Source organism: Salinivibrio sharmensis (assembly GCF_001995985.1).
Lineage (GTDB): Bacteria > Pseudomonadota > Gammaproteobacteria > Enterobacterales > Vibrionaceae > Salinivibrio > Salinivibrio sharmensis.
On the sequence record NZ_MUFC01000021.1, the window covers coordinates 14294 to 32978 of the forward strand.

At 52.7% G+C, this 18685-nt stretch carries 19 protein-coding genes; 11 read left to right on the forward strand and 8 right to left on the reverse strand.

What is annotated here, in order from left to right:
* Nucleotides 1-32 precede the first annotated feature (32 nt).
* From BZG74_RS14010 to BZG74_RS14025, 4 genes are all read left to right on the forward strand, one after another.
* Nucleotides 33-1586, forward strand: a complete 1554-nt coding sequence (locus tag BZG74_RS14010; RefSeq protein WP_077773158.1) for an ABC transporter substrate-binding protein — start codon at nt 33-35, stop codon at nt 1584-1586.
* 61 nt (nt 1587-1647) lie between these two features.
* Nucleotides 1648-2625, forward strand: coding sequence for an ABC transporter permease (locus BZG74_RS14015; RefSeq protein WP_077773159.1), 978 nt, complete (start codon nt 1648-1650; stop codon nt 2623-2625).
* 3 nt (nt 2626-2628) lie between these two features.
* The gene (locus BZG74_RS14020) at nt 2629-3567 is read left to right on the forward strand and encodes an ABC transporter permease (RefSeq protein ID WP_077773160.1); all 939 of its coding nucleotides are present in this window, start codon (nt 2629-2631) and stop codon (nt 3565-3567) included.
* Nucleotides 3568-3689: 122 nt separating this feature from the next.
* Complete coding sequence (locus BZG74_RS14025; protein WP_077773161.1) at nt 3690-4487, forward strand: SPOR domain-containing protein; 798 nt, start codon at nt 3690-3692, stop codon at nt 4485-4487.
* 92 nt (nt 4488-4579) lie between these two features.
* Here BZG74_RS14025 and BZG74_RS14030 read toward each other — a convergent pair whose 3' ends face one another.
* The 4 genes from BZG74_RS14030 to hemC are packed head-to-tail and all read right to left on the reverse strand — an operon-like array spanning nt 4580 to nt 8592.
* Nucleotides 4580-5776, reverse strand: coding sequence for a heme biosynthesis HemY N-terminal domain-containing protein (locus BZG74_RS14030; protein WP_077773162.1), 1197 nt, complete (start codon nt 5774-5776; stop codon nt 4580-4582).
* Nucleotides 5773-6903 carry a uroporphyrinogen-III C-methyltransferase gene (locus tag BZG74_RS14035; protein ID WP_077773163.1) on the reverse strand — a complete coding sequence of 377 codons (1131 nt, stop codon included), beginning with the start codon at nt 6901-6903 and terminating at the stop codon, nt 5773-5775. Before BZG74_RS14035 ends, BZG74_RS14030 begins: the two co-directional genes overlap by 4 nt.
* Complete coding sequence (locus BZG74_RS14040) at nt 6896-7660, reverse strand: uroporphyrinogen-III synthase (RefSeq protein WP_077773164.1); 765 nt, start codon at nt 7658-7660, stop codon at nt 6896-6898. The genes BZG74_RS14035 and BZG74_RS14040 overlap by 8 nt, the downstream gene beginning before the upstream one ends.
* A complete protein-coding gene (gene hemC / locus BZG74_RS14045) occupies nt 7657-8592 on the reverse strand; it encodes a hydroxymethylbilane synthase (protein ID WP_077773165.1) in 936 nt (311 codons plus the stop codon). The genes BZG74_RS14040 and hemC overlap by 4 nt, the downstream gene beginning before the upstream one ends.
* Before the next feature lie 389 nt (nt 8593-8981).
* Here hemC and BZG74_RS14050 point away from each other — a divergent pair, with 389 nt between their 5' ends.
* Nucleotides 8982-11567 carry a class I adenylate cyclase gene (locus BZG74_RS14050; protein WP_077773166.1) on the forward strand — a complete coding sequence of 862 codons (2586 nt, stop codon included), beginning with the start codon at nt 8982-8984 and terminating at the stop codon, nt 11565-11567.
* A gap of 50 nt (nt 11568-11617) precedes the next feature.
* On the opposite strand, the gene cyaY is transcribed toward BZG74_RS14050, so the two are convergent.
* The gene (cyaY, locus tag BZG74_RS14055) at nt 11618-11929 is read right to left on the reverse strand and encodes an iron donor protein CyaY (RefSeq protein WP_077773167.1); all 312 of its coding nucleotides are present in this window, start codon (nt 11927-11929) and stop codon (nt 11618-11620) included.
* A 77-nt stretch (nt 11930-12006) separates the two neighbouring features.
* On the opposite strand from cyaY, the gene lptM reads away from it, so the two are divergent.
* The 6 genes from lptM to BZG74_RS14085 are packed head-to-tail and all read left to right on the forward strand — an operon-like array spanning nt 12007 to nt 16622.
* Nucleotides 12007-12117, forward strand: coding sequence for an LPS translocon maturation chaperone LptM (gene lptM, locus BZG74_RS15875; protein WP_235605775.1), 111 nt, complete (start codon nt 12007-12009; stop codon nt 12115-12117).
* Nucleotides 12118-12142: 25 nt separating this feature from the next.
* Nucleotides 12143-13396: a diaminopimelate decarboxylase gene (gene lysA / locus BZG74_RS14065; RefSeq protein WP_077773168.1), complete on the forward strand. Its 1254-nt coding sequence runs from the start codon at nt 12143-12145 to the stop codon at nt 13394-13396.
* An 8-nt stretch (nt 13397-13404) separates the two neighbouring features.
* The gene (gene dapF / locus BZG74_RS14070) at nt 13405-14235 is read left to right on the forward strand and encodes a diaminopimelate epimerase (protein ID WP_077773169.1); all 831 of its coding nucleotides are present in this window, start codon (nt 13405-13407) and stop codon (nt 14233-14235) included.
* Nucleotides 14232-14924, forward strand: coding sequence for a DUF484 family protein (locus BZG74_RS14075; protein WP_077773170.1), 693 nt, complete (start codon nt 14232-14234; stop codon nt 14922-14924). Before dapF ends, BZG74_RS14075 begins: the two co-directional genes overlap by 4 nt.
* The gene (gene xerC, locus BZG74_RS14080) at nt 14921-15892 is read left to right on the forward strand and encodes a tyrosine recombinase XerC (RefSeq protein ID WP_077773171.1); all 972 of its coding nucleotides are present in this window, start codon (nt 14921-14923) and stop codon (nt 15890-15892) included. Before BZG74_RS14075 ends, xerC begins: the two co-directional genes overlap by 4 nt.
* A gap of 1 nt (nt 15893) precedes the next feature.
* Nucleotides 15894-16622, forward strand: a complete 729-nt coding sequence (locus BZG74_RS14085; protein ID WP_158020665.1) for an HAD-IA family hydrolase — start codon at nt 15894-15896, stop codon at nt 16620-16622.
* Here BZG74_RS14085 and BZG74_RS14090 read toward each other — a convergent pair.
* Genes BZG74_RS14090 through bufB form a run of 3 tightly spaced genes read right to left on the reverse strand, consistent with a single transcriptional unit; the run spans nt 16619 to nt 18642 of the window.
* Nucleotides 16619-17062, reverse strand: coding sequence for a DoxX family protein (locus tag BZG74_RS14090; RefSeq protein WP_077773173.1), 444 nt, complete (start codon nt 17060-17062; stop codon nt 16619-16621). The two genes, BZG74_RS14085 and BZG74_RS14090, sit on opposite strands and share 4 nt — an antisense overlap.
* A gap of 3 nt (nt 17063-17065) precedes the next feature.
* Entirely contained in the window at nt 17066-17806 is a 741-nt protein-coding gene (locus tag BZG74_RS14095; RefSeq protein WP_077773174.1) for an HvfC/BufC N-terminal domain-containing protein, read from the reverse strand.
* The gene (bufB, locus tag BZG74_RS14100; protein ID WP_077773175.1) at nt 17803-18642 is read right to left on the reverse strand and encodes an MNIO family bufferin maturase; all 840 of its coding nucleotides are present in this window, start codon (nt 18640-18642) and stop codon (nt 17803-17805) included. Before bufB ends, BZG74_RS14095 begins: the two co-directional genes overlap by 4 nt.
* Nucleotides 18643-18685: the final 43 nt, after the last annotated feature.

Genomic DNA, 18685 nt, shown 5'->3' on the forward strand with positions numbered 1-18685 from the left:
GGGCAACCCCCTACGCATAAAGGAGCTATGCAATGAAAACAATGAAGAGCAAGATTGCCGTGGCGCTTATGGCCGCCGGCCTGAGCTTTAGTGCCGCGGCTGCGGATATCACCGTCGCGTATGATGCGGATCCGGTCTCACTGGACCCTCATGAGCAGCTTTCCGGTGGTACGCTACAGCTATCACACATGGTCTTCGACCCCTTGGTCCGTTTTACCCAAGAAATGGACTTTGAGCCACGTCTCGCGACGTCTTGGGAGCGTATCGATAATGAAACCGTGCGTTTCAATCTTCGCGAAGGCGTGACGTTCCATTCCGGTAACGCGTTTACTGCTGACGATGTCGTCTGGACCTTTGACCGCTTGAAATCATCACCAGATTTTAAAGGGATTTTCACCCCCATCGTTGACATCAAAAAAGTCGACGAGCACACCGTTGATGTGGTCACAGACGGTACCTACCCGCTGGTAGAGAACGTCATGACCTACGTGTTCCCGATGGACAGCAAGTTCTACAGCGGTAAAACAGAAGACGGCCGTGATAAGTCTGAGCTGAAGAAAAATGGCTCAACCTATGCGTCAACACACCTGTCAGGTACAGGCCCTTATGTGGTCGACGAGCGTGAACAAGGCGTGGTTGTAGAGTTTGACCGTAATGAGAATTACTGGGACAAAGACAGTGAAGGCAACGTGGATAACATCACACTGCGTCCGATCAAAGAAGATGCCACCCGTGTTGCAGCACTGCTGTCTGGTGACGTCGATATGATTGCCCCTGTCTCGCCAAACGATTATCGCCGTATCGAACGTGCCGACGAGCTGCAGCTGGTTACCATGCCAGGGACGCGCGTGATCACCTTCCAAATGAATCAGAGCGTGGTGGATGAGTTTAAAGATCCACGTGTCCGTCAAGCGGTGGCTTATGCGGTCAACAATGAAGGTATTGCGCAGAAGATCATGAAAGGGGCGGCCACGCCAGCGAGCCAGCAAAGCCCGGTTGGTTACGCAGGCTATAACGCAGATTTAGAGCCGCGTTATGACCTGGCGAAAGCGAAAAAGCTGATGGAAGAGGCCGGTTACCCTGATGGCTTCTCGATCACCATGATTGCGCCCAACAACCGTTATGTGAACGATGAAAAAATCGCTCAAGCGGTGGCGGCAATGATGGCGAAAATTGGTATTAAGGTTGATTTGCAAACCATGCCAAAAGCGCAGTACTGGCCTGAGTTCGATAAGTGCGAAGCCGGCATGCAGATGATTGGCTGGCACCCAGATACAGAAGATTCTGCCAACTTCACTGAGTTCCTCACCATGACCCGTGACGCTGACACAGGTAAGGGCCAATACAACTGTGGTCACTACTCGAACAGCGAAGTGGATAAGCTGGTGATGGAAGCCAACTCAGAAACGGATCTGGAAAAGCGTAGTGCCATGCTGCAAAAGGTTGAGAAGATCCTGTATGACGAAGCGGCCTTCTTACCTTTGCACTGGCAAGACCCATCATGGGCAGCCAAAAATAACGTTAACATCGAGCCGATCGTTAACGGTATGAACTTCCCTTACTTCGGCGATCTAGTGGTCGAGTAATGGACTAAAACAGGGCCCCAACCACTGGGGCCCCTGATTATCCAATCGCTTAGAGGCACACATGGTAACGTTTTTAGTCAAACGTCTGGTACAGGCACTGATTGTGATGTTTGTCATCAGTCTGGTGGCGTTTGCTATCCAAGACAACCTCGGCGACCCCTTGCGGGAGCTGGTGGGGCAATCAGTATCAGAAGCAGAGCGTGATGCGCTGCGTGATGAAATGGGGCTTAACGATCCCTTCTTGACCAAATATACCCGCTTTGTAGGCAAGGCCCTACAAGGGGATTTAGGCAATTCGTATTTCTTTAAGCGTCCAGTGGTGGACGTCATTTTAGATAAATTGGTGGCAACGCTAGAACTCGTGGCGGGGGCGGCCCTGATCATTGTCGTGGTGTCGATACCACTCGGCGTGTACTCGGCGATTCACCCCAATAGCATTCTCACCAAGATAATCATGGGCTTTAGCATCGTGGGTATTTCGATACCTGTCTTCTTAACCGCGATCATGCTCATGTATGTCTTCTCGATTGAATTAGGCTGGTTGCCTTCCTATGGACGCGGAGAAACCGCCAATTGGCTCGGTTGGGAGTCCGGCTTTTTCACCCTGGATGGTTTAGCACACTTGGTGCTGCCTTCGGTGTCACTGGCGTCCATCATGTTGCCTTTGTTTATTCGCTTGGTGCGCTCTGAAATGCTGGAAGCGTTAGGTACTGAGTATGTGAAATTTGCACGTGCTAAAGGGTTACCCGAAAACAAAGTTTATTATCAACACGCGTTGAAAAACACCATGCTGCCGGTGGTAACGGTTGGCGGGGTGCAAATCGGTACCATGATTGCGTATACCATTTTGACCGAGACTGTCTTCCAGTGGCCGGGGACGGGCTTTTTGTTCCTTGAAGCGATTAACCGAGTAGATACGCCGTTGATTACCGCTTACGTGATTTTCGTCGGGCTTATCTTTGTGGTGACTAATACCATTGTCGATCTGCTTTATGGCTTGATTAACCCAACGGTTAACTTAACCGGCAAGGAGGCGTAAGCGATGACACAAACGAATACGACACCAAGTCGCTGGCAGCGCTTCTTAGACTCGGATTTCTTTTATCACTTCAAGCGCGATAAAGTAGCGATCGCAAGTTTCACCATTTTTATGGTGTTCTTATTGCTGGCGCTCTTTGCGCCCTTAGTGTCCCCGACCAATCCCTATGATTTAATGGCGATTGATATCATGGACTCTGAGATCCCGCCCGTCTGGATGGAGTGGAGCGATCCGCGCTTTTTGCTCGGTACTGATAACCAAGGGCGAGATATTTTGTCGACCATTATTTATGGTCTGCGTATATCTTTGACCATTGGTTTGTGTGCCGTCGGCCTACAGTTGATTCTGGGGACAGTGATTGGATTAAGTGCCGGCTATTTTGGTGGCCGCATTGATAGCTTTTTTATGCGTATCGCCGATATTCAGCTGTCTTTCTCGACCATGATGGTCGCTATCATTGTTTCAGCGATTTTTAAGGCCAGCTTTGGCAGTGAGTTTTACAGCCAATATGCCATTTTAATGCTGGTGGTGATTATCGGGATTGCCGAGTGGCCACAGTATGCCCGAACCATTCGTGCGTCTGTCCTGGCAGAAAAGAAAAAGGAATATGTAGAAGCGGCGCGGGTGATGGGTTTCCGCTCGCCTCGGATCATGTTCCGTCACATTCTTCCCAACTGCTTGTCGCCCATTTTGGTCATTTCGACCGTGCAGGTGGCTAACGCAATCATGTCGGAAGCGGCACTGTCTTTCCTAGGGCTGGGGATGCCTGTCGATCAGCCATCATTGGGCTCGTTGATCAGTATCGGTTTTAACTACATTTTCTCAGGGGCATGGTGGATCACTGCTTTCCCTGGCATCGTGTTGGTTTTACTGGTACTGGTGATCAACTTGCTCGGCGACTGGTTGCGGGATGTCTTTAACCCCAAAATCTACAAAGGGTAAGGAAAATGGCTGCGAATGCAGCCATTTTTTTGATAGCTGTCTGACAGCTTGGTGATCAGTGGCTTGAGTCGATGTGTCTCTTTGCTTAAGCTGAGCAGATTAGATTATCAAGGGAGCGACTCATGGGGCGGTGGCGAGGTTTGGCTGTCAGTGTGGTAGCAATGTGGGCAATCAGTGCGCCAGTGCGCGCAGAACAGAGCCCTTGCGCCATTGTTGACCGCCAGCAAGGCTGGCCAATCATTGGCGAGACATGTGATATCGGACAAGGGTTGTGGGGCAACCAAGCTCCGGATCCGCAGAGCACGGCGTTTTGGGTGCAATGCGGTGCCACGCAAGGCGTGCCATCACGTCAATTTTATCAGTCTCTGCGTCAAGGCTTGCCGGACTTACCGTTTCAAGTACAGGTGCGAGAAGGTCGAGGGCGCTGCTTGATTGGTCCTTACCCTAACTTGGACGTGGCCCAGTTGGTGCTAAAGCGGGTTCGTCAATTTGGACCCACCAAGCAGGCGGTGTTAAGACAAACTCGTCAGCCATTGTCTCAACCGGCCGTGATCCGCTTGCCGCCGCTATCACAAACGACATCGCCTTCGCACAATGGCGAGAAGTCGACGTCGATGGAGACAGCGATCACCTTGAGCCATTTTGGTTTACCTGAACCAGAAGCTGGCGATAAGCAATATACCGAAAAATCCATGAGTTGGTTACGTGTCCCTTATGCGCAGGCGGCGCCCCGTTGTCAACGCGAAGGGATGGTGTTGGCCTCCCAGCAGGAGTTGGTGCAAGTGGCAAAAGCAACGGATCAGCTCCCCATGCGCTTACCGTACTGGGTGCAAGGTGCCAAGGGGGTAGATGCTCGAAGTGGCAAAGTGGTGACACGTAACGCCGATGCGGCGCTCAATGTCCTGTGTAAAAAGCGGTAGTCGCTATCCGCATAATAAGACGCCCCGCAGTGCGGGGCGTTTTTTCTCATTCGAAGGCAATTGACTGACTGCCTTTTCGGCTGGCGGAAATACTATGCCGCGGGAGGTTGTTCAGGCAGCGCTAACTTCAGTGCAGTACGTGAGACATCACTGGCCGCTTTACCCTGATCAAGCTTATCCAACACATCCGCCAAATACGCATAGTCGGTGACGTCGGCACGATACTCCAGGGCTTTCTCAAAGTGGCTGCGCGCATCTTGCCATTTTCCCGACTGCATAAGCAGTTGCCCAAGGGCGCTGTGAAGTACAGGGTTGCGGCTATCCTGCGTGAGCAACTCTTCCAGCATCACCACAGCAGGGTAGTTATCTGGCAAGTTTAGCGTCGGGATTAGGGCAATCAAGCGATCATCGGTGCGCTTTTTCAAGGCCTCGCGTAGCAGAATGTAGGCTTCTGAGTCTGCATTACGTGCTGCCAGATGCTTGACTAACCCAGCTAATAACGAAGGCTGGTTGCGTTTGGCTTTTGGTAATTGGTTCCAATGCGTTAGCAGACCTTCTGTCCCTTGTTGACTGGCAACATGCGCCATCACGCCCAGCTCGGCACGCTCGTGCAGAGCATTAAACTGGTCGCTATCGAGTAACTGGGCTTTTTTCAACGTAGGTAGTAGGTTAAGAAGCGCTGACCAATCTTCCAGTTGGATATAGGTTTCTTTAAGCAGCGACAGCATCACCGGGTTACGCGGGTGCTGGCGTTTAATCGCACGCAACGAAGCGAGGGCTTCCTCGTGCTGACCGCTTTGGCTATGGAGCTGGGCACGTGTCAGGGCGAGAGCCAAGCTATTGGCATTCAGATCAGCGGCTTGCTGCAGGTATTGGTCGCGAGCCTGCAGGTTTTGTCGTTGTTGTGCCGCCTCAGCGGCCGCCAATAGGTTGTGCATGGGGGCATCACTATGTGCGCGCGCTTTGGCGAGAAGTTTTTCGGCTTTTTTCCACTCCCCTTCACGTAACTTCATTAAGCCGGTTTGGGTTTGTTGGCGCGCTTTACGTTGTTTGCGCCCCGAGAGCCAGCCTGTTGCGGTACTACTGATGGATAGCAGTTTTCTCAGTAACCATTCAAGCACCCAGAGGGCGGCAATTAAAATGCCAATCAGCACTAGCAAGGTAGTGACACTCATTTCCAGTGTCTGCTCGGCAGCAGAAATCAGCACATAACCTTGTTGCCCGGCCAGTTGCGGGCCCACCACCAGTCCGGCCGCCAACACAAGGACAAGTAACAGCAATCTAATCATGATTGGCCTCCTGTCAGCGGTGCAATGTCTCGGCGCAGTCGGGTGTCGATCTCATCACTGACCAGCGATTGGCTTTTTAGCTTTTGCGGCATATCGACGCCGATGGTTTGTTGATTTAAATCGTCAAGTTGCTCAACAAAGCGGCGCGTGGCATTGGCATCTTGATTATAAAAGCGCAGCGCCCAGTCTTTGGCCATGCCTAGTGCTTCATGGTATAAGGCATCGTTTCCTTGATAGACCGCACGCATCGCTTGATCGAGCTTGTTCTTGAGGTTTTCTTGCAGGTAATAACTTTGGGTGGGTGATAACAGCGGTACTACATTACCGTCGCGTTTTCGGTAAGTAATAAAGTTATCGACAAAGTCGGTAACCGACGTGGTGAGGTTGTGCTTCCAGTCATTGACGGATTCAGACACCACGGGTTTTTCCACTTCTTCAGCTTCTGGGATCACGGCGCTGGCAAGCGGGAGATTTTCAACCCGTTGCTGCATGCTGGTTAAGCGCAAGACAATCCCATCTCTATCGACGCGCTTCACGGCTTTTAATGCGGTGATATCGTCAGCCATTGCCTGACGAATAGGCATTAAGGACGGGTCGTTAAGCTGAGCAATGCGATGATCGGCCGCTTCCATCAGCGCCGTAGCGCTTTGGGCATCGTGTTCAAGCCAAATTTTACGTCCTGCCATCCGGATCAGGTAATCGGCTTCAGCCAATAACCAGTCGTTAGGGCGTCGACCTTTCACTTCCGCCACGGCTTTTTGCAAGCTGGCGAGACTACTGTCTTGTTGGTTTAAACGTGTTTGGGTGGTGTCTTTCAGTTGTTCACGCGCTTTTTCTGCGGCTTGTTGTTGTTGGTTAAGGTCTTGCTCAAGGCGTGAAATGTGCGATTGTTGCGCGGCGACGGTGTTTTGTAGCACGGTCGCTTGCTGGTGACCATGGTAAAACACCCAGCCACTGGAGCCGAGGGCCAAGGCGATGGCGATAGCGCCGAGTAATATGCCGCCACGTCCCCCCGATGAGGTTTTGCTGGCTTTTTCAGGCGCCGACGCATCTGTGGCGTGGGCCTTGGGTGAAGATGGCGTGTTGGCCTGGCGTTGTTTGGTGTCGGTATTTTTGTTGTCAGTCATCCGAAAGTCCCGTTTTACTTAACCTGAGCAGCGTGTTGACCAGTGCATCATTGGCCACGCTGTCAACGGTCGTAATCGTGTCAAAACCCAGCGCAGTGGCTTGATCTTGAATCCTTTTACTGGGCACCAGTATACGGCATTGGCGCAGCCAGTGCTGTTCGCTCAGTGTGATAAGTTGATCAAAGTAGGCTAATTGTTGGCCACTGGTGACCACTACTGTCGTTATCGTGTGTTTAGGCCAGCTTACTACTTGCGATATTAAAGGCTCAATGGCCCATTGTCGCCGATAGGTCTCGCAATAGTGAACTTGCGCGCCTCGCGCCTGCAACGTTTGCCCCATCATATCGCGTCCGCTTTCCCCGCGCAGGATCACCACCTGCGCGTCAGTCACGTCAGAGAAAAGGGGGAGTGAGAGCATGCCCTCGCTGTCTTCTCGGTGCGGCAACTGTACTGACTGCTTTGACACCGCGCGCCATTCGCTCGCCGTACGCTGCCCCACCGCGACATAGCCGCTATTGTTTGGCCATGACACGCCTTTTTGCTGTAAGGCGTGATGGGCGAATGCCACGGCGCGTGGGCTCACGGCGACCAGGATACTGCCGGTAGGCAGGGAGGGGAGCAAAGTCGCGAGGGTGGGCAAGTCTCGCCCCGGCGCAAAACTTAACAGTGGACAGGGGATCGCGGACAGCCCTTGCTGTGCCAGCTGATCGACTAACTGACTGCAGTCTGGTTCGGGGCGAACAACAACAATGGTCATGCGTCGTCTTGGTAAAGTTTATCCAGGATTTGCCGCGCGCCTTGGGCGAGAAGTTGCTCTGCTAAATCCGTACCGAGCTGCTCACCTTTTTCCAAAGGCCCTGTCACTTCGGCGCGTAAAATGGTCGAACCGTCGGGCTCGCCGACTAACGCACGTAGCCAGACTTTATCGCCTTGAATTTCTGAATAGCTGCCAATCGGCACCTGACAGCCGCCTTCGAGTCGGTTATTCATTGCACGTTCACACAATACGCGCTCGGTGGTGCTGGCGTCAGACAAAGGCGCGAGTAAGGTGCGAATGCGCTCATCATCCAATCGGCATTCAATCCCCACAGCACCTTGGCCGACGGCAGGGAGAATGACTTCTGGTGGGATTTCGCTACGGATCCGCTCATTCAAGCCTAATCGTTTTAAGCCGGCGGCAGCGAGGACAATCGCGTCGTACTGACCGTCATCGAGTTTGCCAAGGCGCGTGCCGACATTGCCCCGTAACGTGTTAATGACTAGATCAGGCCGGCGCTCGCGTAACTGGCATTCACGACGCAGGCTGGATGTGCCGACGACGGCCCCTTTAGGTAAATCGTCAATGCTTTGGTAATGGTTTGAGACAAACGCATCTCGTGGGTCACCGCGTTCACAGATGGTGACCAGCCCTAATCCTTCGGGGAATTCAACCGGGACATCTTTCATTGAGTGCACCGCAATGTCTGCGCGGCCGTCGAGCATCGCTTGTTCAAGCTCTTTAATAAACAAGCCCTTACCACCGATTTTCGCCAAAGGCGTGTCCAGAATCACGTCACCTTTCGTGACCATCGGTACCAGTTCAACCGTTAGCCCCGGGTGAGCGCGCTCTAATGCGTCTTTAACAAATTCAGCTTGCCAGAGAGCCAAAGGGCTTTTGCGCGTGGCAATGCGTACAGGCGTTGAGTACATGGTGTGTTTTCCTTCTTGGTTCATAACGCCCATCGTAACATTGGCGCTGGACGACTCGTAATCTCTGCCATGCCGTTTGGCGATTTATGACGGCGTTATGGTCATATAGGTGAAAATATGTGATCAATCGCATATTATTTGCGCAAATAATGAGATCTGAAGGCGGCAATATGGCTGACTTACGACTAAGGTAGTAGAGCAAAAAAGTTGATATTGATCTCAAAAAGCACCTATAGTGCGATGTTGATACCACCACACGGGCATCGGGGTTATTGGCTTTACCCGAGTTGTCGAGAGTGTTACATTGATCACGTTTTGTTATCTGCAATTGGGCGGATACGGTGAAGACAGTAACGTCGACCTGTTGACCAGGATGTCAACGAATCTGGATGATTGCCTTGCAAACATACGTAGAACAGCAAACTGAGCGCATCGAGGCGTTTAACCGCGTGAGAATGGATCGCGCGCGGTCCGCGATGAGCCGTCAGGCGCAAGCTATCTTTGATGTGCTGCCAGTGCTTTTACATCTAAATCACCCCGCATTACCCGGGTTTTGTGGTGACAGCGTACCTTTCGGTATTGCTGATTACGAGCTCGATGAGGCGCAACGCGAGTTTGTCTCTGATTGCCTGATCCACTCAGACACCCGCTTTTCTTCTTTAACCGCCTGTGTGGAGGGCCTTGAGCGCCATCCGATCAAAGGCATGTATACCATGGGCAGTACCGGCTCGATGGGACAAAGCCTTACCAGTGATCTGGATATCTGGGTCTGTATTGACGGCTCAGTGACAGCGGCGCAGCGCGATAAGCTTGATGCCAAATGCATGGCGATCTCTGAATGGGCGTTAAGCCAAGGGATAGAAGCCAATTTTTTTGTGGTTTGTGAAGGGCGTTTTCGTCACCATCTCAGCCAGGCAATGACCAGCGATAACTGTGGCACCAGTCAGCATTTCCTGCTGCTGGACGAGTTTTATCGTTCCTCCATGCGACTCGCCGGGCAAAAACTGTTGTGGTACATGGTGCCGCCAGAAATGGAAGGCTGCTACGAGGAATATGTTGATACACTGGTGGCCGAACATGGCCTTGACCGTCGAGATTGGGTCGATTTTGGCGGTTTGCCGACCATCCCGGCCGAAGAGTATTTTGGCTCGAGTTTGTGGCAGCTGTATAAAAGCATAGATTCACCGTATAAGTCGGTACTCAAAGCGATTTTGCTCGAGGCCTACTCGTGGCAGTATCCCGGCACCCAGCTTTTGAGTGTGGATGGCAAGCGCCGCTTCTATGCAGGCTGGGTCGATGTGTATCAATCTGATGCTTATTATCTGATGCTGGAAAAAGTCACCCGCTATTTGGAGTCGATTGGTGATACCCGCCGCCTAGATTTGGTTCGTCGTTGTTTTTATCTGAAAACCCATGAGAAATTAACACAGTCCCCTGCAACTGGCTCGGTCGCTTGGCGCCGAGAAGTGCTACGCTTATTAGCGCGTGAGTGGGGCTGGGATGAACAAGCATTGGCGTACCTCGATAACCGTCGCCATTGGAAAGTCGAGGAAGTACAGTACGCGCACAATGAGCTGCTTGATGCCTTGATGCAAAGCTATCGGAACCTGATCCGCTTTGCTCGTCGTAACGACATCACCTCGGCGATCAGCCCACAAGACATCAGCATTCTGGCCCGAAAACTGTACGCGGCGTTCGAAGAATTGCCGGGTAAGGTCACTCTGTTGAATCCGCAGATTTCACCGGATCTCCACGAGCCGGATCTCACCTTTATTCAAGTGCCGGAGGGGCGTACCAATGCGCCGGGGTGGTATTTGTATAAGCACTCGCTTGATCCGGTTGATATAATCGGTCGCGCCCCACTTGAGCACAACAGCTACCTCTCCAAGCTGGTCGCTTGGGCATTTTTCAATGGGCTGCTAACAGAGTCAACCCGCCTGGATACCGTGGTACGCGACGCCGATGTTGACCTTGATACCTTGTATCAGCTGGTCAGTGATATTCGTAATACCTTCTCGCTCAACCCTCCACGTCCGACGCTGGATGCGTTGTCGAGCCCGTGTGAAATTCGCCAGCTCGCCTTATTTGTTAACCTTGAGCACGATCCAACGTCGGCGTACAAGAAACCGTCGATGCGTTTTGACTTCAAAAACAGTGACATATTCAGCTATGGCGCTGAGCAAACGTGTTTGGTGGGGAGTGTTGATCTCGTTTATCGTAACTCGTGGAATGAAGTTCGAACCCTGAATTACCGCGGCGACGATGCCATTTTGGAGGCATTGAAAACCATGTTGGGCAAAATGCACCAAGATGCAGTGCCGCCTGAATCAGTGGATGTATTCTGCTATTCCAGCAAAATGCGTGGTTTAATTCGTAACTTGGTTTACCAATTGGTCGCAGAATGTATTGAGTTGCGTCTTAAGCCGGTTGAGAAAGAAAAACGCCGCCGCTTTAAGGCGTTGCGAATTGGCAAGCAAACCCATGGTTTGTTCTTTGAGCGTCGGGGCGTATCAGTACAGCGGTTAGAAAACTCAGTCGATTTTTATCGCTGTATTTCCACCAACAAAGTCAATGGCACGCCAGTGATGGTGGTCGACAACCCACAAGATGTGCATCCGCCTGAAGTGGTTGATGCGTATGCCAGCGAGGGCTTGGTGCAGTTTTTCTTTGAAGATTGTACTAATGGCTACAACCTGTACATTCTTGATGAGAACAACCGGGTGGAAGTGTATCGCCAATGTAGCGGCGATAAAACCGAGATGGTACAGGGCGTGAACCGCTTCTATACCTCCTCACATGACCGTTATAGTTACAGTGCTAACTTTATCAACTTTAACTTGCCACAGTTTTATCAAATCGTTACCGATGATGGTGGCGATACACATGCGCTGCCCTTTAAGTGTGATGGCCAGATGCAGCCGCCACGGCCACCGTCTCAGGGTGGGTTTACCGGACAAGTCGCTTCATTTAAGTAAATATGAGATCCCGATGCTCGGGATCCCATGTGTGCTTTCCCTGTAAACACTTACCAAGAAACAGGCTCACCCGCGTGCTTGCTGCACTCTTGTTGCACTAAATCCATCAACACCAGGCCTGTTTTGCTGCAAGTCCATTCACCGTCTTTGAGGCCAAAGTGGAACCCACCACTTTTTGATGCCACCCAAATTTCTTGCATGGGCTCTTGGCGGTTAATGATGATTTGGCTGCCATCATCAAATTCCAGCGTCATCACGTTGCCAACGCTCTCATAATCGATGTCGGCGCCTGAGTCATCGATACCTTCTTCAATGGCCTGCATTTGTAAATCGACCAACTGATGATATTCCGTTGTGTTCATCCCGTTACATCCTATTGCTTTTCATGGTTGTGATGCGATTATAGAGGGCATTGACTCGATAATCACTGGCATTCACTATGCGAAAACTCATCATTTTACTGATGTTCACTGGCATCATGACACTGACCGGCTGTGGCCAACAAGGGCCCCTGTACTATCCGGACGAACAACCGACGCAAAACCAATAATCAACCACAACAGGGAAGAACACCTTTGGACTATTTCAATTATCAGGAAGACGGCCAACTGTGGGCCGAATCACTGCCCTTGACCCAGCTTGCCGATGATCACGGCACGCCTTTGTATGTCTACTCGCGCGCCACTTTTGAGCGTCATTGGCATGCGTTTGATCATGCCGTAGGCACTCACCCGCATTTGGTGTGTTATGCCGTCAAAGCGAACGCCAATATCGGTGTATTAAATGTGCTGGCACGCTTGGGCTCAGGGTTTGATATTGTCTCTCAAGGTGAACTCGAGCGGGTGCTCGTCGCCGGTGGTGATCCCGCGAAAGTGGTGTTTTCTGGCGTGGGGAAAACGGCCGCAGAGATGCGTCGTGCGTTGGAAGTAGGTATCAAATGCTTTAACGTAGAATCACACTCTGAGCTTGATCGCTTAAACCAAGTAGCGGGCGAATTGGGTGTGCAAGCACCGATATCGCTGCGTATTAACCCCGATGTGGATGCCAATACTCACCCTTATATTTCTACCGGGTTGAAAGACAATAAGTTTGGTATTGCGTTCGACCAAGCATTGAGCAGCTTCCGTTATGCCGCCAGCCTGCCACATTTGAAGGTAGAAGGCATTGATTGTCACATTGGCTCGCAGCTAACTGAACTGGCACCGTTTATTGAATCCACTGACCGTTTGTTGGCGCTGATTGATACCTTAGGCGATGAAGGCATTGCGATTCGCCATCTCGATGTGGGTGGCGGCTTAGGCGTGACCTACAGTGACGAAAAACCGCCTCAGCCATCCGAGTATGCCAAAGCGCTGCTGGCGCGTTTGGACAATCATCGTCATCTTGAGCTGATTTTTGAGCCGGGCCGCGCGATTGCCGCCAATGCAGGGGTATTGCTAACCAAGGTTGAGTTCCTCAAGCACAGTGAGCACAAAAACTTTGCCATTATCGATGCGGGGATGAACGATTTAATTCGTCCGTCACTGTATCAAGCTTATCAAGAGATCATCCCTGTGGTACCGCGCCAAGGTGAGCCACAAACCTATGATTTAGTAGGCCCAGTGTGTGAAACCGGCGATTACTTGGGTAAAAACCGTTCGCTGGTGTTAGAAGCAGGCGATTTGCTGGCGGTGCGCTCAGCTGGCGCGTATGGCTTTGTGATGGCGTCAAACTACAACTCACGCTGCCGCCCCGCCGAAGTGATGGTCGACGGTGACCAAGCGCATCTTGTGCGCGAGCGCGAAAACTTGGCGTCGCTATGGCAGCTTGAACAGCACCTACCAGAATAAGGATTGGCATGCAGGTACAGTTTGCAAAAATGCACGGGCTGGGCAACGACTTCATGGTGGTTGACTGTGTCACGCAGAACGCGTTCTTTTCGCCGGATCTGATTCGGCGTTTAGCCGATCGCCAGCGTGGCGTCGGGTTTGACCAGTTACTCGTGGTTGAACCGCCTTACGATCCCGAGACGGATTTCCACTATCGCATTTTTAACCCTGACGCGTCGGAAGTGTCGCAATGCGGCAATGGTGCGCGCTGCTTTGCGCGTTTCGTGCGAATGAAAGGGCTGACCAATAAGCATCAGATCAGTGTGAGCACCCAAGCCGGTAAAATGCTGCTGCACATTGAAAACGACAGTCAGGTACGCGTGAACATGGGCGAGCCTGAATTCACACCGGGGAAAATTCCGTTTCGTGCCAACTCACAAGAAAAAACCTACTTGATGCGGGTGGCGGAGCAGACCTTGTTTGTGGGTGCCGTGAGCATGGGCAACCCGCATGTGGTGACTGTGGTCGAGGATGTCGACCATGCCGACGTGGACACCTTGGGGCCGCTACTTGAAAGTCACGAACGCTTCCCCGAACGGGTCAATGCCGGCTTTATGCAGATCCTTTCCCGCAATGCGATTAAGCTTAGAGTGTACGAGCGCGGTGCTGGTGAAACCCAAGCCTGTGGCAGTGGCGCGTGTGCCGCGGTTGCGGTCGGGATTATACAAGGCGTGCTTGATGAGCAAGTGACGGTGAGTTTACCCGGTGGAGATTTACGCATTCGCTGGCGTGGCCCGGGTCATCCCTTATCAATGACAGGCCCAGCGACACATGTATTTGATGGACAATTGCAATTATGAATGATGGGGTACAAGCCTCGACGTTGGAAACCATGCCACTGAGCGACGAGGCGGTGGCAGCGTATTTAAAAGACAATCCAGATTTTTTTATTCGCCATCGCGATTTACTGACGCAGCTGACCGTGCCACATGGCGAGCAAGGTGCAGTATCGCTGGTGGAAATTCAACTCAAGCGCCTGCGTGAGCGGGTGGCGGAGCTGGAAGAAGACATTACCCAACTAATGAGCCTAGGGGCGAAAAACGATGCCCTGTTTCGTGCCTTTGCCGAGGCGCATCAAACGCTGTTGCGTGCCGACACGCCGCAGGCGGTGCAAACCGCGCTAATGGCACTCAGTGAGCAACTGCAACTGAGCGTCAGCTTACGGGTGTACGCGCCTATCGACGGGCTGCAGACCATCTCGCGTCAAGCGGTGGATCAATTAAAGAGTCATCATTTTGCCGGACGTCGTTGTTATCTCGGGCGCTTACGCCGTGTGGATGCGGAAGTGGTGATGGCAACGCCACCGGAGCTAGGCTCTTTTGCGCTGGTACCGATTAAAGGGGAAGGCAAAGAGTGGGGACTGTTGAGCTTTGCGAGCGCAGATGGCGGGCACTTTCAGCCAGAAATGGACACCCTTTTTATCGAACAGCTGGCGGCACACTTGGCCATCTTATGTAGCCAGTGGACGAACAAGGGTGAGCGTCAGTGACAGCGGTAACGCCTGACCAAGCGGCTCCCCGTTCACTGACGGTCCCTCTTGATCGGTTTTATCAATATCAGCTCAGCGAACGGGGTCTCAGTGCCCATACGCAACGTAATTATCAGCGCCAGTTAGATAAGATTGTCGACTTTCTGACCGCGCGGGGCATCGCTCATTGGCAAGACGTGGATGCCGACTGGGTGCGACAAATTTCGAGCCAAGCCAAACGCGATGGCCTCAAACCGGGCAGTATTGCATTGCGGCTGTCCGCACTGCGCAGCTTTTTCGACTATCTCGTGCAAACCGAACAGCTTGCCGCCAACCCAGCCAAAGGGGTCGCCGCGCCCAAGCAAGGGCGCCAGTTGCCGAAAAACCTCGATGTGGATGAAATGAATCAGCTGCTCGAGGTGGATCAAGACGACCCACTGTCGGTACGGGATCGGGCGATGATGGAGCTGATGTATGGCGCAGGGTTGCGTTTAGCCGAGCTGGTGGATCTCAACGTGCGTGATGTCTCGGTGCGTAAAGGGGATTTGCGTGTCACCGGTAAAGGGGAAAAGGAGCGCATTGTGCCTTTTTCCGGCATGGCCAAAACCTGGGTGATGAACTGGTTAAAAGTGCGCAACCAGCTCCTCAAAGGGCCAGAAGAGGCACTGTTTATTTCTAAACTTGGGCAGCGAATTTCGCACCGTAGCGTGCAAAAACGTATGGCGGAGTGGGGACAAAAGCAGGCGGTGAACAGCCATATTAATCCTCACAAACTGCGCCACAGCTTTGCCACTCACATGTTGGAGTCGTCTGGGGATTTGCGGGCGGTGCAAGAGCTGCTTGGCCATGCCGATTTAAGCACCACACAAATTTATACCCACTTAGATTTTCAACACTTGGCGAAAGTGTATGACGCGGCGCATCCTCGTGCCCGCAGTACAGGGGCTCGTAAACCCAGCGCAGGTAAAAAAAACAACTCGGAGTCGTGATATGAAATTTTATCGTCGCTTAAACGCGTTTGATGCGGTGAGTTTTGACTTGGATGATACCTTGTACGATAACTGGCCGGTGATCGCACGTGCGGAGGCGGCGCTAAGCGACTATTTGAGTGAGCACTGCCCACCGCTCGCCGCGCTTGATAAAGCCACCCTTGCGGGATTTCGCCGCCAAGCCCGTGATGAGAACCCTGCCCAACGCTTTGATGTTACCGCGATGCGGGTTGCCCAGCTGACGCTTGCCGGTGAACATGTGGGTTTAACCGCGGAGAAGGCGCGCGCACAAGCCCAAGCGGCGACCACCTTCTTTTGCGGATATCGCAGTGACTTTACTCCGCCGGCGCAAAGTGTGGCTTACTTAAAAGCCTGGTCCGAGAAACTGCCATTGGTGGCTATTACTAACGGTAACGTCGACACCGATGCGATTGGCCTGACGCCGTTTTTCCAGCATATTTTCCGGGCCGGTGAACACGGTGCGGCCAAGCCGAGTCCCGAGATGTTTGATAAGGCGGCGCAGGCCTTGGGCATCGCCCCGGCGCGTATTTTACATGTAGGCGATCACTTAAGTTCGGATGTGGCTGGCGCGCGCCAAGCGGGCATGCAAGCCTGTTGGATCCGCCCAGAGCGCCAATCTCCGATGATGCGCAAAGGACGCACCTTACCGGATGTGGCGATCGACGATTTATCTGAGCTCGATACCCTTATTCAGCAGTGGCACCGCTAATCGGTGCCGCTTTGTTTGCGGGCTAGCCAGTTATCGAGGTTAAGCCAACCCGGCCCCCACACACTGACCACTAATAAGATCACGCCCCACATAATGTGGTCATCATAGCCACGCTCCCATAGCAGTGGGTAGGAAGCGACCGCGACAATGTTGAATACAAATAACGCCAACGTCATGGGACGCGCGAGCAGGCCCAAAGCAACAAATACCGGCAAAATCAGCTCCGCCGCGGTCCCTAAATATGCGGCCAGCTGCCAGGGCAGCAAAGGCACCTGATACTCAAACTCGAACAGGTATAAGGTGCTGTCCCAATTTTGGTATTTGATTAGCCCGGATTGAAAAAAAATCCACGCCACATAGACGCGACCCACCAACAGCAGTAGCGGTTGCAGTGGGGTAAGCGCGCGGGCGAAGGTGTGATTGATTGTGGTTAGCCACATGGTTTACTCCTTAGCATTGCAGACAGTCGTTGGGGTGGTAAACGCGTTCATGGCCGCGAGCTCAGACACACACGCCAGTTGCGCCTCTGACAGGGCGCCTAATGGTGTGTGTGGGCAGGTTTTGAGCACACTGACATGATGGGTATTGAGCGCATACCAATGCACCTTGTCTTGGTGAGCAACCAGTAACAAAGATTGCGGCTTCTCGACCACCAAGCCTTCGAACTGCTCGGTGGCGATCGCTTGCCATACGTCACTGACCGCGTAGTCGCTTTCAAATAAACGGGCTTGCTGGTTGAGCGGTAAACAAACCTGCGTTTGTTGCTCAGGGCTTAGCAACGCGAGCGCGCTGCCTTCAAACGCCGGAGAGGGAGGGGCGAGAGTGAGCGCCACTTGCGCCCACTCAAAACGGGCAAGCTCGGCGCAACACGGCACCGGCTCGATAATATTGGGCAGGGCGCGCAAGGTCGCATCGAACTGTGCGCCATAGTCTTCCATCACCCCGGTTTGCGGGGGATGCATCATCGCATGATGACGCGCTACCGCATCAAAACACGCCTCACCCAGTAGTGCACAGGTCTTGGGATACACGCATTTTAAGGTGTCAGTGAGGGTGACCACATAATGGTTACGATAAATCTGCACTCGCTTGTCAGCGGCAAGGCGACCGTCTTTTATCGGCAGCGGCTGAGGGTCGTCTCGCAATGTGGCCGCAAAGGCCTGCTGCAGGGTGGCTAGTGTCATACTGCCTCCTTGTGTCGAGCCAGTCGGTGGTGGGCTTTGGCCGCTTCTGCCAACAATCGCTCGGGCGCAGGCAAGTCGCTATCCCACTCTATGAGGGTGTGGCGAGGGCCGTGGCGGTCAATCCACTGTTGATAGAGCGTCCACACTGCCTCGCTAACTGGCTGGTTATGGGTGTCTATCCAAATTTCTCCTGCGGGGGTGTGTTTGACGGTAAACCCAGCAAGGTGAATTTCTTTCACCGCATGGGCGGGAATCGCGTCAAGGTAGGTACTGGCGCTAAAATCATGGTTAAACGCGCTGACATGAACGTTATTTAAATCGAGCAGCAAATCGCAGCCCGTGCGAGCGTGCACTTCGGCGATAAATTCCCATTCGTGGTAGTCACCCTGAGCAAAACATAAATAGCTCGATGGATTCTCAATCAGCAGGGGGCGCTGTAGCGCATCTTGAACCTGTTGCACATTGGCGCAAAATACTCGCAATGCCTGCTCGGTATAGGGGAGGGGGAGTAAATCGTGAAAGTGCTGCCCGTCTATCCGGCTCCAACTTAAATGGTCAGACACAAACAGTGGCTCGACGTGTTTGACCAGTGTACACAGTTTGTCTAAATGGGCCCGATCAAGCGGCTCGTCGCTCCCCAGCGACAGCCCCACGCCATGACAGCTGATGGCGTAATCCTCACGTAACTGCATCAGGGTTGAAAAAGCAGGACGGTGAGGGCGGAAATAGTTTTCACTGTGAATTTCTAACCAGCCAAGCTTTGGGCGATATTGGTCGAAGTAGGCGAGATGGGGTTGTCTGAGCCCCACGCCGGTCAAAACGGTTGCCTCATCCATGGTCGCTCCTTGTGATCAAGTGACAAAGCCCGGGGCAAGCCCG

Bases quoted from the DNA above. Each gene is read 5' to 3' on its own strand.
- BZG74_RS14090 (WP_077773173.1), bottom strand. From the start codon at position 17,062: ATGTGGCTAACCACAATCAATCACACCTTCGCCCGCGCGCTTACCCCA.
- BZG74_RS14095 (WP_077773174.1), bottom strand. From the start codon at position 17,806: ATGACACTAGCCACCCTGCAGCAGGCCTTTGCGGCCACATTGCGAGAC.
- BZG74_RS14025 (WP_077773161.1), top strand. From the start codon at position 3,690: ATGGGGCGGTGGCGAGGTTTGGCTGTCAGTGTGGTAGCAATGTGGGCA.
- lptM (WP_235605775.1), top strand. From the start codon at position 12,007: ATGCGAAAACTCATCATTTTACTGATGTTCACTGGCATCATGACACTG.
- hemC (WP_077773165.1), bottom strand. From the start codon at position 8,592: ATGTACTCAACGCCTGTACGCATTGCCACGCGCAAAAGCCCTTTGGCT.
- BZG74_RS14030 (WP_077773162.1), bottom strand. From the start codon at position 5,776: ATGATTAGATTGCTGTTACTTGTCCTTGTGTTGGCGGCCGGACTGGTG.
- BZG74_RS14040 (WP_077773164.1), bottom strand. From the start codon at position 7,660: ATGACCATTGTTGTTGTTCGCCCCGAACCAGACTGCAGTCAGTTAGTC.
- dapF (WP_077773169.1), top strand. From the start codon at position 13,405: ATGCAGGTACAGTTTGCAAAAATGCACGGGCTGGGCAACGACTTCATG.
- BZG74_RS14085 (WP_158020665.1), top strand. From the start codon at position 15,894: ATGAAATTTTATCGTCGCTTAAACGCGTTTGATGCGGTGAGTTTTGAC.
- BZG74_RS14015 (WP_077773159.1), top strand. From the start codon at position 1,648: ATGGTAACGTTTTTAGTCAAACGTCTGGTACAGGCACTGATTGTGATG.
- BZG74_RS14010 (WP_077773158.1), top strand. From the start codon at position 33: ATGAAAACAATGAAGAGCAAGATTGCCGTGGCGCTTATGGCCGCCGGC.
- BZG74_RS14050 (WP_077773166.1), top strand. From the start codon at position 8,982: ATGATTGCCTTGCAAACATACGTAGAACAGCAAACTGAGCGCATCGAG.
- BZG74_RS14020 (WP_077773160.1), top strand. From the start codon at position 2,629: ATGACACAAACGAATACGACACCAAGTCGCTGGCAGCGCTTCTTAGAC.
- BZG74_RS14075 (WP_077773170.1), top strand. From the start codon at position 14,232: ATGAATGATGGGGTACAAGCCTCGACGTTGGAAACCATGCCACTGAGC.
- BZG74_RS14035 (WP_077773163.1), bottom strand. From the start codon at position 6,903: ATGACTGACAACAAAAATACCGACACCAAACAACGCCAGGCCAACACG.
- cyaY (WP_077773167.1), bottom strand. From the start codon at position 11,929: ATGAACACAACGGAATATCATCAGTTGGTCGATTTACAAATGCAGGCC.
- bufB (WP_077773175.1), bottom strand. From the start codon at position 18,642: ATGGATGAGGCAACCGTTTTGACCGGCGTGGGGCTCAGACAACCCCAT.